Here is a 14,951-nt window from a genome sequence, read left to right as displayed (position 1 = left end):
CGCCCCGCGCGGGAGGTCCGTGATGATTGCATGGATCGCCGCCGCCGCGGCGGCCGCGCTCGCCTCACCGGCTGGCGCCGGACCGCTGTCCGTGCGGCTGGACGCCAGCGCCGCGGAGGCCGTGCTCGCGGCGGTCCAGTCGCCCACGCTGACTCCCGAAGCCGCCGCCAAGGCCGCGCGCCTCCCCGGCAACGCCGGGCTGATCCGCAAGGCGCGCAGCTACGGTCGCCCCGCTGACGAGGCGGATTTCACGAGCGCCCTGCTCTCTGCGGCCCGCGGCGAGGCCAGTTCCGCGGACGCGGACTACCGCTTCGCCGAGGTGCGCCGCGCCGCGCCCGAGATCCAACAGGTTCTTCGGGGCCTGACCGATCCCTCGCGTCCGGCGCTCCGGGAGGTGCAGGCGCGGATCGCGCGGTTCACGCCGGCGAGAGTGGGCGGAGCGGTGGACGGCTATCTGGTGGCGGGGGGCCGGGCTGGCGGCTTCGCCTTCGGCGCGCCCGCCTTCTACCTGAACGTGGCCGAGTTCCGCTCGCCGGCGCTGGCCAGGACCATCCTCGCCCACGAGCTGTACCATGGCGTTCAGCAGCTGGCCCGGACCGCGCGCCCGCCGTCCGCCGCAGCGGTCGCCTGCCGGGCGGCTCAGCCGGGCGGCGGCGACCTGAGCCGCCTGTTCGACGACCTGCTCAGCGAGGGCTCCGCCAGCTATGTGGGTGATATCCTGGCCCTGCCGCAGGACGATGCGGCGGCCCTGGACGAGCGTCGGCGCGCCGCCCGCGGCGTGGCCCTGGTCGGCCGGGCCGTCACCCTGCTGCAGCTCTCCAGCCACGCCCTGGCCACCGATCCGCAGGCCTCCTATGCCGAGGTCTATGCGCTCGGCTTCCTGGGCGACGAAATCCTGTACAGCCTGGGCTACGTGATGAGCCGCGCGATCGTGGCCGAGAGCGGCGAGTCCGCCCTGGCCGAGCTGATCGACCAGCCCGGCGCCGTGTTCGTGGTCCGCTACGCCAGCCTTAGATCCTATGGCGCGGCGGGCGCGCCGGCCCTGGATGCCGCCACCCTGGCCCGAGCGCGGGCGCTCGCCGCCTGCGGCTGAAGGCGCTCCGGGGCGGCTGCCCCGCCGGCGAGCGGCGGGGTGCGCCGGTCCTACTCAGCCGGCTCCATGGCCGCCGACCTCTTCACGGACTCCCCCAGGCGGGCGACCAGGCTTTCGTACTCGTCCCAGAGGGCCTTGGGGGTGTGGTCGCCGAACTTCTCATAGAAGGGCGGGATCAGCGCGGCTTCCTGGCGCCAGATGTCGGCGTCGACAGTCAGCAGCAGGTCAAGCTGCTCCTGGGTCAGGCCGAGGCCCTCCACGTCCAGGCTGCCTGGGGCCGGCAGGCGGCCGATCGGGGTGTCGATGGCTTCGGCGCGGCCTTCCAGGCGGTCGAAGATCCACTTCAGGACGCGGCTGTTCTCGCCGTAGCCCGGCCAGACGAACTTGCCGCGCTCGTCCTTGCGGAACCAGTTGACGAAGTAGATGCGCGGCAGCTTCGCCGGATCGGCCTTCTCGCCCATCTTCAGCCAGTGGCCGAAGTAGTCGCCCATGTTGTAGCCGCAGAAGGGCAGCATGGCGAACGGGTCGCGGCGCAGCTCGCCGATGGCGTTCTCGGCCGCGGCCGTGCCTTCGGAGGCCACGTTCGAGGCCATGAACACGCCGTGGCGCCAGTCGCGGGCCTCGTTGACCAGCGGCACGGCGCTGGCCCGGCGGCCGCCGAACAGAATGGCGGAGATCGGCACGCCCACCGGGTCCTCCCACTCGCCGGCGATCACCGGGCACTGCGAGGCCGGGACGGTGAATCGAGCGTTCGGATGGGCGGCCGGCTCGGCGCTGTCCGGCGTCCAGTCCCGGCCGCGCCAGTCGGTCAGGTGCGCGGGCGGCTCCGCGGTCAGGCCCTCCCACCAGACGTCACCGTCGTCCGTCAGGGCGACGTTGGTGAAGATGCAGTTGCCGTGCAGGGCGTCCACGGCGTTGGCGTTGGTCTCGACGCCGGTGCCCGGAGCGACGCCGAAGAAGCCGGCCTCGGGGTTCACCGCATAGAGCCGGCCGTCGTCGCCGAAGCGCATCCAGCAGATGTCGTCGCCGATGGTCTCGGCCTTCCAGCCGGCCAGGGTCGGCTGGAGCATGGCCATGTTGGTCTTGCCGCAGGCGCTCGGGAAGGCGGCCGCCACATAGCGGACCTCGTTCTGCGGCGAGGTCAGCTTGAGGATCAGCATGTGCTCGGCGAACCAGCCCTCGTCGCGGGCCATGACCGAGGCGATCCGCAGGGCGAAGCACTTCTTGCCCAGCAGCGCGTTGCCGCCGTAGCCCGAGCCGTAGGACCAGATCTCGCGGGTCTCGGGGAAGTGGACGATGTACTTGATGTCGTTGCACGGCCAGGCGACGTCCGCCTCGCCCGCGGCCAGCGGCTTGCCCACCGAGTGCACGGCCGGCACGAAGAAGCCGTCCGAGCCCAGCTGGTCGAGAGCGGCCTTGCCCATCCGGGTCATGATCCGCATGGACACGGCCACGTAGGCGCTGTCGGTGACCTCCACGCCGATGGCGGAGATCTTCGAGCCCAACGGGCCCATGCAGAACGGCACCACATACATGGTGCGGCCCTTCATGCAGCCCTTGAACAGGTTCTTGAGGTCGGCCCGCATCTCAGTGGGGTCCAGCCAGTTGTTGGTCGGGCCGGCGTCTTCCGGCTTCTCCGAGCAGATGAAGGTGCGGCTCTCCACACGGGCGACGTCGCGCGGGTCGGAGACGGCGTAGAACGAGTTCGGACGCTTGGCGGGGTTCAGGCGCTTCAGCGTGCCCGCGGCCACCAGCTCGTCCGTGAGGCGGGTCCACTCTTCCTCGGACCCGTCGCACCAGACCACCCGGTCCGGCTCCGTCATCTCGGCGATCTCGCGCACCCAGCTGATGAGTTTCGCGTGGTTCGTCGGCGCGGGCTCAAGTCCCGGGACGGTGCTTGCGCTCATTCACTAAAACTCCCTGGCCCCTGATCCGCCGGACACCGAACCGGGTCCCCCGCGATCATATTCAAACACCACACGCCCGCAGGTCCCTCGATCCTGCAGGCGCGGCCCAGCTGACCCTGTAGCCGCCCCTCAACGCGCGAAAGCGCCTTTGGATCAGCCGCTTGGGTTACGGCGACGCCGCTTCCGTGCGCTGCATAGACCGCTGACGCGACGTTCCGCCAGCACCTATGACAAAGCGACCATCAATGACACCGGTGGCAATGGCCGAGCTGCGCGGTTTTCTGCGTTTCGCCCAGTCGGCTTGGCGGCGCGCCGGTATTCAGGCACATCGATTTGGTGTCCGAGGGGCGATCAGAGGCGAATCTGCGCGGCGACGACGACCCGCTGGTCGCCGCCTATCTGGCGCGTCGCGCCAACCTCGTCCGTTTCTTCGCAGCCCGGGTCGGAAGCCGGGCCGCGGAAGACCTCGTCCAGGACCTCTATCTGAAGGTGGCTGGCCGGTCCGAAGGCGACGCCGCCGACAATCCCACGGCCCTGCTCTATCGCATGGCGTTCAACCTGATGCTGGACCGCGCCCGCGGCGATCAGCGGGCGGCGGCCCGCGAAGGGGCCTGGCGGCAAGCGACCCACGTCAGCCTGGGCGGCGAGGACGTGGTCGACGAGCCCCTGGCCGACGAGGCGGCGGCCTCGCGTCAACGCCTGCGGCAGCTCGTTGCAGCCGTAGCCGAACTGCCGCCGCAGATGCAGCGCGCCTTCCGCCTGCACAAGCTGCAGGGCTTCAGCCACGCCGAGACGGCCCAAGCGATGGGCATCTCCGTCAAGTCGGTCGAGAAGCACATCAGCGCCGCGCTGAAGGCGCTCACGGTCAGGCTCGGCCGATGATTCTACCGGAAATTGCATCTTTCGGGCGGGGGGCGGACCGGTTCGGCGCCGTCTTGATGGTTGACGGACTGTGCCGGGGGGCGCGGCGGGATGGACCATGATTGAGGTCACGGCACACGGCGGCGAGGCGGCCCGGTCGGAAGCGGCCGACTGGCTGGTGCGCCTGCAGGCGGACGACCTGTCGCCCGACGAGGCCCTGGCTTTCGACGCCTGGCTGGACGCATCGCCCGTGCACAGGGCGGCGTTTGACGCCACATTGTCGGTGTGGTCGGCCTTCGATGCGGCCGGCGCGCAGGTGGAAGACGCGCTGCGGGCCGAGCGCCGGCGGCCGCAGCCGACGCGACGCTTCTACATGGCGGCCGGTTCCATCGCCGCCGCTGCGGCGGTGGCGGTGCTGCTCGCCCCGACCCTGGCGCCGCCGCCCGCCCCGACCGCCTATGCGACGGCGGTCGGCCAACGCCAGACCATCGCCCTGGCCGACGGCTCCCGGCTCGAACTGAACGCCGGCACAAAGCTGAGCGTCAGTCTCTCGCGGGACGCCCGACGCGTGGTGCTCGAGAAGGGCCAGGCGGTGTTCGACGTCGCCGCCGACCCGAAGCGGCCTTTCGAGATAGCAGCGGGCGACAGGACCGTCCGGGTGGTGGGCACCCAGTTCGACGTACGCCGGCGGGACGGACGGCTGTCCGTGACGGTGGCGCGCGGCGTGGTGGAAGTTCGCCCTGCCGGGGCGGCCACGGGCCGCGCCTATCGGCTGCGTCCAGGTCAGCGGCTCGACCATGTCGAGGGCGCGGTCGAGGCTCGGGTAGCGGCCGCGGCGCCGGAGGAGGTGCTCGGCTGGCGCTCCGGCCGCTTGGTCTATCGCGACCGCCCGCTCTCCGAGGTGGTGGCCGACCTCAACGACCAGTTCCCGACCCCCATCCGCCTGGCCGACCCCGAGCTCGCGGACGTCCGCGTGTCGGGCGTGCTGGTGCTGGACGACCAGGACGCGGTCATTCGCCGCCTGGCGCTGCTCGCGCCCTTCCGCGCAGAACGTTCCGACAGGGGCGTCGTGTTGCGTTACAACGGGGCGAGACGCTGATGGGGACTTGGGGCCATCATCCGACCGGGCGCGCACCTGACGTTGACCGCAGCGGCCGCGGGCGCATGCCTGCTGGCCGGACGCGCTGACGCGGCCGAACCCCGGCGCCATCTCCAGATCCCGGCGCAGCCTTACGCCGACGCCCTGATCGACCTGGGAATCCAGGCGAATGTCTCGGTGCTGGGCACCTCCGCCTGCGGCGGCTCAGGCCTCACGGGGCTGACCGGGAACTACACGCTCGAGGAAGCCCTCGCCCGGCTGCTCCAGAACGCACCCTGCGACTACCGCATCGTCGATGCGCGCACCGTCAGGATCACCCCTCGCCAGGCCTCCGCCCCGTCCGACCCGGCAAAGACCGCCACGGTCGTGGCCGAGCTGATGGTGACCGCCACGAAGCGGCCGGCCAGCCTGGGCCGCATCCCTGCGGGCGTCAGCGCCATCCCCCAGGACCAGCTGCAGCTGACAGACGCGCAGGACGTGGGCCGCACCACGGGCCAGCTGGCGGGTGTCCTGACCACCAACCTTGGTCCCGGGCGCGACAAGCTGATCATCCGCGGCTTGTCCGACGGCGCCTTCACCGGCCGGGCCCGTTCCACGGTCAGCACCTATCTCGACGACGCGCCCCTCAACTACAACGCCCCCGACCCGGACCTGCGGCTGACCGATGTGGCGCGCGTCGAGGTCATCCGCGGGCCGCAGGGCTCGCTCTACGGCTCAGGCGCGCTGACCGGCATCTACCGCATCGTGACCAACAGCCCCGATCTCGACGCGGCGAGCGCGGGCGTGGCCGCAACGCTGTCCGCCACGGAAGGGGGTTCGGCGAGCCGCGCGCTTGAAGGCTATGTCAACGCGCCGCTCAGCGTCGATCGGCTGGGCCTGCGGGCTGTGGCCTACCACGATGTCCGCGGCGGCTATCTCGACAACGTCAATCTGCGGGAGAGCAACGTCGACCGCACCGTTCGCGACGGCGGCCGCCTGGCGCTGCGCGCGCAGCTCGCCGACACTTGGCAGGTGGACCTCTCCGGCGCAGGGCAACGTCTTCGCTCGGACGACACCCAGTACCTCCAGATCGGCATGGGCCAGCGCCGCAGCAATCGGGTCCGCGAGTCCCACAAGAACGACTTCGCCGAAGGGGCGCTGACCGCCCGCGGCGAGCTCGGCGGCCTCAGCCTGAGTTCCGCCAGCGCCTATGTGCACCACACCTACTCCAGCCTGTACGACGCCACCCCGGTGACGGTCGGGATGGACGCCCCCTACGCCAACCTTGGGGCGGACCTGGCGGTGTTCCACGAAACCGCCAGGGTCAGCATGTGGGTCGAGGACCTGGTGCTGCGCTCGAACCGGGAAGGCCCCTTCTCCTGGCTGGTGGGCGCCTACGCCGCGAGCACGTTGGAGAAGACCCCCTCCCTGCTCGGCGTTAGCACGCCGGGCGGCCTGCGGACCGCCTATCGCGAGAACCGTCGGGATCGCGTGCGGGAGCTGGCGCTGTATGGCGAGGGTTCGCTGACCTTCGGCGAGGCTGGACCGCGGCGGCCGGCGCGCGGCTGTTCGACACCCGCGTGCGCACCCGATCGGCCGTGACCGCGCAGCCGCCCGGCGTCTCCCGGGACGTCGAAGGCGAGCGCAACTTCGACGGCGTCTCGCCCATGCTCTCTGTGCAGAGGGAGTTCACCACCGGCGACCTCGTCTACCTGCTCTATTCCGAGGGTTTCCGCGCGGGGGGCTTCAACACCGGCGGCTTCCTGTGGCCCATCCGCGCGCCCCGCGCTCAGTTCAAGTCGGACAGGCTGCGGAACTACGAGCTCGGCGCCAAGGCGCGGCTGCTCGACAGCCGGCTCTCCACCCGCGGCGCCGTGTTCTACAACACCTGGCAGAACGTCCAGAGCGAGATCTACCGCCCGTCGGGTGTGGCCTTCACCGGCAACGCAGGCGACGCGCGGGTGCTCGGGCTCGAGGCCGAGATCGCCTACGAGTTCGACTTCGGCCTCTCCATCCAGGCCAACGGCCTGCTCGCCGACACCGACATGACCCGGCGCAATCCGGAGTTCTCCCTGACGTCCACCCTCATCGACGAGCTCCCGGGCGTCCCTCGCTTCTCGGGCGGGGTTCTGGTGGTTTACGAGCGGCCGATCGCCAGCGGGACGACGCTGCGGCTCGCGGGAGAGACCAGCTATGTGGGCCAGTCGGCGGTGAGCTTCGAAACGGCCCGCGCCTGGTCCCAGGGCGACTATCTGCGGGCGCGGCTCTCGGCCGAGCTGGCCAACGAACGCTGGAGCGCCTCGGTGTTCGTCAACAATCCGGGCAACGCGGCGGGGGACACCTTCGCCTACGGCAACCCCTTCATCTACACCTTGGCCAACGGGCGACTGGTCACGCCCCAACGGCCCCGCACCCTGGGCGTTCGGCTGGCCGCCGCCTTCTGAGGCGCGGAACAGCGACTTTTTCCGATCGCCTACTGGGGGGCGGTTCGCAGCGGCGGCGTCAAGTCAATGAACGGGCTGTTAACGCCCGCGCGGAAGGCTGGGGAGTCGCCGTGGTCAAGCTGTCTGCGCTGGTCTGCGTGGAGAACGATGCGCCGAAGCTGGCGGAGTGCCTGAAGGGGCTCTCCTTCTGCGACGAGGTCGTGCTGGTCGCCGATCGCACGACCCCTAGGCTGCAGGAGCTCGCGCGGCGCTACGGTGCACGCCTGGTGGCGGGCATCTTCCCGATGGACAGCCAGCGCCGCACGGCCGGCGCCGAGGCCTGCGCCGGAGACTGGATCTTCGAGGTGGAGGCCGACGAGACGGTGGACTCCGCGCTCGCCTGGGAAATCCGCGCCACCCTGCAACTTCGCCCCGATGGCGACTGGTTCCATGTGCCGGTCGCCAACCACGTGGGGGGCAAGCTCGTCCGGGGCGGCTGGGGCGGGCCGCTGGGCCCGGCGCGGGCCGCGCGGCTCTTTCGCCGTGGGGCCAAGCGCTGGAGCTCGCGCCGGCTGGACGCGGGGGTCCTGTCCGGCGAGCCGGCGGGCGCGCTCCGTGGCGCCCTGCGCCGCCACACCGCGGACGACACCGGCGCCCTGGTGGATCGCCTGAACCGCCTCGCCGCGCTGACGGCGGAGGACCGCGCCGACCTCGGTCAGCCCGGGGGCGTGCTCGGCGGCGCCGCGGCCGGCCTGCTTCAGTTCGCGCGCAGCTATCTTCTGGCGGGAGGGTGGCGCGAAGGCCGCCTCGGCTTCCTGCTCGGCGCGCTCAACGGCTTGCATCCCATCGTGGCCGCCCTGCGCGCCCGCGAGGTGCTGGAGGCCCGCCTCCGCCCGGCGCCGCAGCCCCTGCGCCAGGTGGTCAACCTCGGCGCCCGGTAGACGGCCGCACGGCGTTGTGCCGCCGCGGAAACGCCTAATTGATCCGACAGGTTAGGTAGGCCATAGGCTTGGCGCACGAGGGAGCGTCAGATGAGCCAACAACCGGATCTCACGACCACGGACCTGTCGCGGGCATCGCCGTCACGCGCAGATGGCTGGCGCCTCATCCAGACCGCCCCTGGGCCGGAGACTCCCGACACGCCGGATCGCGGCGCCCGGCAGAAGGGGATGGCGATCATCATCGGCGCGGGGGCCACCTTCTGGGGCGGCGTCAGCCTCGTGGCCTGGTACCTGCTGAACCGCTAGCGGCCGCCGAGCGCCTTCGCCAGCCCGGCGGCGCCGGGCCCCACCAGCACATGCAGCCGCTCGCCGGCGTGGACCACGCCACGGGCGCCGGCCGCCTTCAGGGCCGATTCGTCGACCCTCGCGTCGGCGGGCAGGCGCAGGCGCAGGCGGCTGTCGCACACCTCCACCTCCGTCGGACGCAGCGTCCGCAGCGCCGCCTCGAGCAGCCCGGCCGCGGGAGCCGCGGCGAGCGCCGCACGGATCTCGCCCGCCACCTGATCGGCCTGCGGGCCGAGGACCACTTGCAAGGTTTCCGCCGAGGGTCGCACGACGCCCTTGGCGCCCAGCGCCCGGAGCTGCGCCTCGTCCACCGCGGCCTGGTCGCGCACCGTCAGCCGCAGCCGCGTCGTGCAGGCGTCGACGCTCGCCAGGTTCGCCGCGCCGCCGAGCGCGCGGGCGAAGGCTGCCCCGCGCTCTGCCGGGCGCACGTCCACCGCCGGACCGGCCGACACGGGCGCGTCCTCCCGGCCGGGGGTCTTCAGGTCGAAGGCGCGGATCACCAGGCGGAAGAGGCCGTAGTAGACGCCGAAATAAGCCAGCCCGATCGGGAGCAGCAGCCACGGGCGCGTCGCCTTGGTGAAATTCAGCACATAGTCGAAGAGGCCCGCGGAGAAGCCGAAGCCGAGCTTCACGCCCAAGGCGTCCATCAGCGCCATGGACAGCCCGGTCAGCACCGCGTGCACCGCGTAGAGCGCGGGCGCCAGGAACATGAAGCTGAACTCGATAGGCTCGGTCACGCCTGTGAGGAACGAGGTCAGCCCCACCGACAGCAGCATGCCGCCCACCGCCTTGCGCCGCTCGGGCCGGGCGGCGTGGTACATGGCCAGACACGCCGCCGGCAGGCCGAACATCATCACGGGGAAGAAGCCGGCCATGAAGGCGCCGGCGGTGGGATCCCCGGCGGCGAAGCGGTTCAGGTCGCCGGTGACCCCGCCGTACTCGCCGAGCAGGAACCAGGCGAGGTTGTTCAGGATGTGGTGCAGGCCGGTGACGATCAGCAGGCGGTTGAGCGCGCCATAGAGGAAGAGGCCGATCGGACCGAGGCCCAGCACGCCAGCGCTGAGCGCATCCATGCCCCGCTCCAGCACCGGCCAGGCCAGGCCGAAGGCCAGCGCCAGGGCCACCCCGGCCAGGCCGCAGACGATCGGGACGAAGCGGCGGCCGCCGAAGAAGGCCAGGTATTCGGGCAGCTTGATGTCGGCGTAGCGGTTGTAGAGAGCCCCGGCGATCAGGCCCGAGAGGATGCCGGCCGGGATCGACAGCTTGCCGATCTCCTTGGTCTTCCACGCCGCTCCGGCGAGATCCCCAGCGCCAGCGGCGACGCCGGCGACGACCTCGGGCGGGACCTGCAGCAGCGCCTTGGCGCCTTCCGTCGCCACCAGGAAGCAGACCACGCCGGCCAGCCCCGCAGCGCCGTGGTTCTCGCGGGCAAGGCCCACCGCGACGCCGACGGCGAAGATCAGGCCCAGGTTGCCGAACACCGCCCCGCCCGCCGCCGCGAAGGCCTGGGCGAGCACGCCGAAGGCTCCGCCGCCGAGGCCGGCCAGGGCCGGCGCCCCCAGCAGGTCGGGCTGCCCCAGGCGCAGCATCAGCGCGGCGACCGGCAGGACCGCGATCGGCAGCATCAGAGCGCGGCCGAGCTGCTGCAGGCCGCCCAGGCGTAGGTTCATGACGGCGCTCCGTGGCCGGCCAGGCGCTCGCGGGCGAGCGCGCGAACGTCTTCGGCCGAGGTAAGGTCGAGGGCTGCGCGGGCGGCCGCCTGGCACGCCGCCAGGTCGAGGGCCTTGAGCCGCGCCTTGAGGCCGGGGATGGCCGCCGGCGCCGCCGAGAGGCTGCGCACGCCCAGGCCGACCAGCAGCGGCGCGGCCAGCGGATCCGAGGCCAGTCCGCCGCAAACGCAGGCCGGCCGCCCGGCCGCCGCCGCGGCTTCCGCGACGCGAGCCACGAGGCGCAGCACCGCCGGATGCAGGCCATCAAGGCCGGGCGCCAGCTCCGGATGCTCGCGGTCCATGGCCAGGACGTACTGGGTGAGGTCGTTGGTGCCCAGCGACAGGAAATCGGCCTCGCGCGCCAGTTGGTCGGCCAGCAGGGCGGCGGCCGGGGTCTCCACCATGACGCCGAGCTCCACCCGCCGGCCGGGCGCGAGCTCGTCCAGCAGGCGGCGCACGGCGCGCACGTCGGCGAGGTCGTTGACCATCGGCAGCAGGATCCGCACGGGACCCTCCACCCGCAGGATGGCGGCGAGCTGGGTCCGCAGCAGAGCCGGGGCCCGCAGGCCCGCGCGCAGCCCCCGAAGGCCGAGCGCGGGATTCGCCTCGTGCGGGGCCGGCGCGAAGGCGAGCGGCTTGTCGCCCCCCGCGTCCAGGGTTCGGATCGTCAGCGGCCGGCCTTCCAGCGCCTCGGCCACCGCCTGGTAGGCGGTCGCCTGCTCGTCTTCGGTGGGGGGCGACTGGCGTTCCAGGTAAAGGAACTCCGTCCGGAAGAGGCCGCAGCCCTCCGCCCCCTGCCCCACCGCGGGCCCGGCCTCCGCCACCGCGCCGAGGTTGGCGAGGACCTCCACCGCCGTTCCGTCCGACAGGCGGCCGGGCTCCGCCGCCGACGCCCGCTCGGCCTCTCGCGTCGCCGCGCGGGCGGCCAGCGCACCCTGCGCCCGCTCGAAGGTGGCGCGGTCGGGGGCGACCCGCAGCACGCCCGCGTCGGCGTCGAGGATCACCGCCGCCCCGTCGGGGATCTTCAGCAGGCCTTCGCCCATCGCGGCCAGGGCCGGCACGCCCATCGCCTGGGCGAGGATCGCCACATGGCTCGTGGCCCCGCCGCGCGCGGTGCAGAAGCCGGCCACACCCGCCGCCTCGAGCCCCAACAGCTGCGACGGCAGCAGTTCGTCGGCGATGACCACCGCTCCGCTGGGCAGCTGCGGGCGCGGCGCCTCCTCGCCCGACAGCGCGAACAGCACCTGCCGCTCGAGGTCCAGCAGGTCGTCGGCGCGCTCGGCGAAGCGCGGATCGCCCAGGCTGCGGAGCGCGGCCACCGTGGCCCGCACCGCCTCGCGCCAGGCGACGCCGGCGCTGGCCCCGCCCGCGATGGCCGCGTCCGCCCGGCTGCGCAGCTCAGGATCCGCCAGGAAAGCCTGGTGGGCCGCAAGGATGTCCTGTCCCGTGGCATGGCCGCTCCGGGCGCCCCCGGCGAGCTGCACCGCCACCTTGGCGAGCGCCTCCCGCAGGGCGGCGGACTCCGCCTCGGCGCCACGGCTGGCCTCCGTCACCACCGGCTCGGGGTCGGCGAGGCGCACGGCGACCCCGATGGCTAGGCCAGGCGCAGCCGTGACGCCCCGCAGCGCCCCCGGTTCTTCGACCCGCGGGGCGGTCGGCTGTTCAACGGGCTTGGCGGTCGCCGGGGCGGCTGCCCGCTCGGACGCGGCGATCTCTCGCAGCAGCGCCTTGAGTGCGGCGAGCGCGTCGGCGGCGTCGTCGCCGGCCGCGCTCAGCGTCACCGTCTGGCCGTGGCCTGCGCCGAGGGTCATCAGGGCGACCGCGCTGCGGATGTCGGCGGCGCGCGCGCCGGCCGTCAGCGACAGCTCGGCCCGGAAGCCCTGCGCCCGCGCCGCCAGCCGCGCCGCCGGCCGCGCGTGCAGCCCGTGCGGCAGGTCGAGCACCAGTTCCTCGCGCAGCGCCACCGCTTCGGCGTGCGCCACCCGCTGCAGCGTCGCCGCCAGCGGACGGATCTCCAGCAGGGCGTCCCCGGCCGCCACCTCGCGTCCCGTGACGCGGCTGACGATCTCGAAGCTCTCGCCGTTCACCAGCACCACCGGCGTCAGCAGGCTGCGCGCGCGGCCGGCCAGGAGGTCGAGGTCAAAGCTCAGCAGGGGATCGCCGCGCCGGACCCTTTGGCCCTCCGCCACGTGCGCCTCGAACCCTTCGCCGCCCAGGGCCACGGTCTCGAGCCCCACGTGCATCAGGATCTCGGCGCCGTTGTCGGCGCGGAGCGTCACAGCGTGGCGGCTCGCCGGCAGGCTCGCCACGACCCCATCGCAGGGCGCGTGCAGCGTCTGACCCGTGGGGTCGACCGCGACGCCGTCGCCCAGCATCCGGCCAGCGAACACCGGATCCGGGGCCTCGTCCAGCGGCGCGGCCCAGCCGGCCAGCGGCGAGTGGAGCTTCAGCACCTCGGCTTGTGCGCGCGCCAGCTTCATCGGGCGTCCCCCGGCAGCAGGCGGACCCCACCCAGGGCCCACATCGGGTCGACCTCCGGCCGGGTGAAGGTGAAGCAGAGGTCCTGTCGCCCTGAGGTCGGCGGCAGCTTGGCGGTCAGCGTCGTCACCGCGGGATTGGAGGCCGCCGGCCCAAGCGGCACGACCACGGCGGGCGCCGCCTGGCAGCCGCCGATCCGCACTTCCAGCTCGCCGGCGGGGGTGCGGTTGTTCCCGGCGACCACCTTCTTGATGTCCTCGCCGATCTGGTAGTTGAACGGCAGCTGGCCCACCTGAAGTTCAAGGGCGACGATCCCGCCCAGCTCGGCGGCCGGCCAGATCCAGCAGGGGTTCATGATGTCGGTGAGGAACACCGCGCGCTCGCCGCGCACCGGCGCGTCGTCTTCCAGCGCGAGCGCGATGCCCTCCGAGCAGAGCTTCAGCTGCCGGTTGGCCCGGTAGCGCGGATCCGGCGCGGGCTCGGCTCCGAGGAATGGCGTCTCGGCGGCCGCCAGCCCCAGCCGGCGCAGCCGCGCCACGCCCGCCTGCGCCCGGCGCTCGAAGGCGGCGTAGTTGCGCGGCCCCTCCGCCGCCCAGCCGATCTCGGCGATGGCCAGTCCGCGGGGAAACAGCATGTGGGCGGCGCGGTCCTCGGTGCGCACGTGCTCGGTCCACAGGTTGCCCTGCAGGCCGAGGACGTGGCGGCGTTCCTCCGGCGTCAGCTGGGCCGGCGCCGGGTCGAAGGCGTAGACCTCGGCCAGGCTCACCACCCGCCCGCGGCCCGGCGGCTCGTCCGTCCGCGCCGTCTGGCGATTGTCGAAGTAGAGCACCGGAGCCGGCGACAGCACGGTGTCGTGGCCGGCGCGGGCCGCCGCCACGGCGCCGTCGATCCCGCGCCAGGACATGACCGTGGCGTCGGCGGGCAGCCCGCCCTCGAGGATCTCGTCCCAGCCGATCAGCCGCCGGCCCTTGCCCGCGAGGTGCCGCCCGATGCGCTGCACGAACCAGGTCTGCAGGGCGTGCTCGTCCTTGACGCCCAGCGCCTTCATCTGCGCCTGGATGCGCGGCGAGGCCTTCCACTGGTCCTTGACCGCCTCGTCGCCGCCCACGTGGATGTAGGTCGAGGGGAACAGCGCCACGACCTCGTCCAGCACGTCGGTCAGGAAGGCGAAGGTGGAGTCCTCGGTGTTGAACAGGTTCGGATAGACGCCCCAGTCCGCCGGGACCTGCTTCGGCGCGTCGGCCGAGGCGGCGAGCTCCGGATAGGCCGCGGTGGCCGCCGAGGCGTGACCCGGCATCTCGATCTCGGGGACCATGGTGATCTGCCGCTCGGCGGCGTAGGCCACGAGCGCGCGGACCTCGTCCTGGGTGTAGACGCCCCCGTAGAGCCGCGGCTTGCCGGTCGCCGGGTCGATGTCGGCCGCAGGCCCCTGCCCGGCCGGCACGCGCCAGCCGCCCACCTGCGTCAGCTTCGGATACTTCTTGATCTCCAGCCGCCAGGCCTGGTCGTCCGTGAGGTGCCAGTGCAGGACGTTGAGCTTGTGGGCCGCCATGCCGTCGATCAGGCGGCGGATGAACTCGGGCGACTGGTAGTGGCGGGCGCTATCCAGCATCAGCCCGCGCCAGCGGAAGCGCGGCGCGTCCTCGATCCGCATCGCCGGGATCGTCGCCGCCCCGGGCTGGGCCGTCATCAGCTGCCAGAGCGTCATCGCCCCGTAGAACAGGCCCGCGTCCGTGCCGGCGACCACCCGCGCCCCGTCCGGCGTGACCTCCAGGCGATAGCCTTCCGGCTCGGGCACCTCGCCGCGGCGCAGCTCGATGGCGGCCCGGCCGGGCGCCTCGGTGACGTTCAGCTTCGGCCCGCCCGCGCGGGCGGTGAGCTCGGCGAGGATCTCGGCGGTCCGCCGGTCGCCCGGCCGCTCGACCCGCAGCGCCGCCCCGTCGGCGATCCGCAGCGCCCCGGAGGCCGCGGCGACGCGGGCTGGCGCGGGCGTCATCGGCGGGAGCGCAGGCGCAGCCGGCAGGCTGGCGCAGGCGGCCAGCCAGGCGCAGGCGAGCGCCAGGGCCGCCGCCGTCCAGGGACCCGAACTCGCCCGCATCCTGCCCTCCGGCCGCCC

11 protein-coding genes are annotated in these 14,951 nt (G+C 73.0%); 7 read left to right on the top strand and 4 right to left on the bottom strand.

The genetic code is table 11. From position 1 onward, the window contains the following. Positions 1-22: 22 nt before the first annotated feature. On the top strand, positions 23-1,093 hold the full coding sequence (locus VIL67_RS07010) for a DUF5700 domain-containing putative Zn-dependent protease (RefSeq protein WP_332048157.1): 1,071 nt from the start codon (positions 23-25) through the stop codon (positions 1,091-1,093). Between the two features lie 50 nt (positions 1,094-1,143). Here VIL67_RS07010 and VIL67_RS07005 read toward each other — a convergent pair whose 3' ends face one another. Next, a complete protein-coding gene (locus tag VIL67_RS07005; protein ID WP_332048156.1) occupies positions 1,144-3,000 on the bottom strand; it encodes a phosphoenolpyruvate carboxykinase (GTP) in 1,857 nt (618 codons plus the stop codon). Positions 3,001-3,336: 336 nt separating this feature from the next. On the opposite strand from VIL67_RS07005, the gene VIL67_RS07000 reads away from it, so the two are divergent. The 6 genes from VIL67_RS07000 to VIL67_RS06975 all read left to right on the top strand — a co-directional run bounded on the left by VIL67_RS07000 (position 3,337) and on the right by VIL67_RS06975 (position 8,609). Then, on the top strand, positions 3,337-3,882 hold the full coding sequence (locus VIL67_RS07000) for an RNA polymerase sigma factor (RefSeq protein ID WP_332048155.1): 546 nt from the start codon (positions 3,337-3,339) through the stop codon (positions 3,880-3,882). Positions 3,883-3,979: 97 nt separating this feature from the next. Beyond that, the gene (locus VIL67_RS06995; RefSeq protein WP_332048154.1) at positions 3,980-4,960 is read left to right on the top strand and encodes a FecR family protein; all 981 of its coding nucleotides are present in this window, start codon (positions 3,980-3,982) and stop codon (positions 4,958-4,960) included. A gap of 42 nt (positions 4,961-5,002) precedes the next feature. Further along, a complete protein-coding gene (locus VIL67_RS06990) occupies positions 5,003-6,541 on the top strand; it encodes a TonB-dependent receptor plug domain-containing protein (protein WP_332048153.1) in 1,539 nt (512 codons plus the stop codon). Next, on the top strand, positions 6,538-7,383 hold the full coding sequence (locus VIL67_RS06985; protein ID WP_332048152.1) for a TonB-dependent receptor domain-containing protein: 846 nt from the start codon (positions 6,538-6,540) through the stop codon (positions 7,381-7,383). The genes VIL67_RS06990 and VIL67_RS06985 overlap by 4 nt, the downstream gene beginning before the upstream one ends. A gap of 110 nt (positions 7,384-7,493) precedes the next feature. Then, positions 7,494-8,303 carry a glycosyltransferase family 2 protein gene (locus VIL67_RS06980; RefSeq protein WP_332048151.1) on the top strand — a complete coding sequence of 270 codons (810 nt, stop codon included), beginning with the start codon at positions 7,494-7,496 and terminating at the stop codon, positions 8,301-8,303. 90 nt (positions 8,304-8,393) lie between these two features. Beyond that, on the top strand, positions 8,394-8,609 hold the full coding sequence (locus VIL67_RS06975; protein ID WP_332048150.1) for a hypothetical protein: 216 nt from the start codon (positions 8,394-8,396) through the stop codon (positions 8,607-8,609). Here the strand turns inward: VIL67_RS06975 and nagE are convergent. The 3 genes from nagE to VIL67_RS06960 are packed head-to-tail and all read right to left on the bottom strand — an operon-like array spanning position 8,606 to position 14,933. Then, positions 8,606-10,318, bottom strand: coding sequence for an N-acetylglucosamine-specific PTS transporter subunit IIBC (nagE, locus tag VIL67_RS06970; RefSeq protein ID WP_332048149.1), 1,713 nt, complete (start codon positions 10,316-10,318; stop codon positions 8,606-8,608). The two genes, VIL67_RS06975 and nagE, sit on opposite strands and share 4 nt — an antisense overlap. Continuing rightward, on the bottom strand, positions 10,315-12,837 hold the full coding sequence (ptsP, locus tag VIL67_RS06965; RefSeq protein ID WP_332048148.1) for a phosphoenolpyruvate--protein phosphotransferase: 2,523 nt from the start codon (positions 12,835-12,837) through the stop codon (positions 10,315-10,317). The genes nagE and ptsP overlap by 4 nt, the downstream gene beginning before the upstream one ends. Beyond that, positions 12,834-14,933 (bottom strand): family 20 glycosylhydrolase, encoded by a 2,100-nt coding sequence (locus VIL67_RS06960; RefSeq protein ID WP_332048147.1) that lies wholly within the window; start codon positions 14,931-14,933, stop codon positions 12,834-12,836. Before VIL67_RS06960 ends, ptsP begins: the two co-directional genes overlap by 4 nt. Positions 14,934-14,951: the final 18 nt, after the last annotated feature.

The organism is Phenylobacterium sp., from assembly GCF_036563385.1.
Taxonomy (GTDB): Bacteria; Pseudomonadota; Alphaproteobacteria; order Caulobacterales; family Caulobacteraceae; genus Phenylobacterium.
This window is presented reverse-complemented; position numbering and strand designations above follow the sequence as displayed.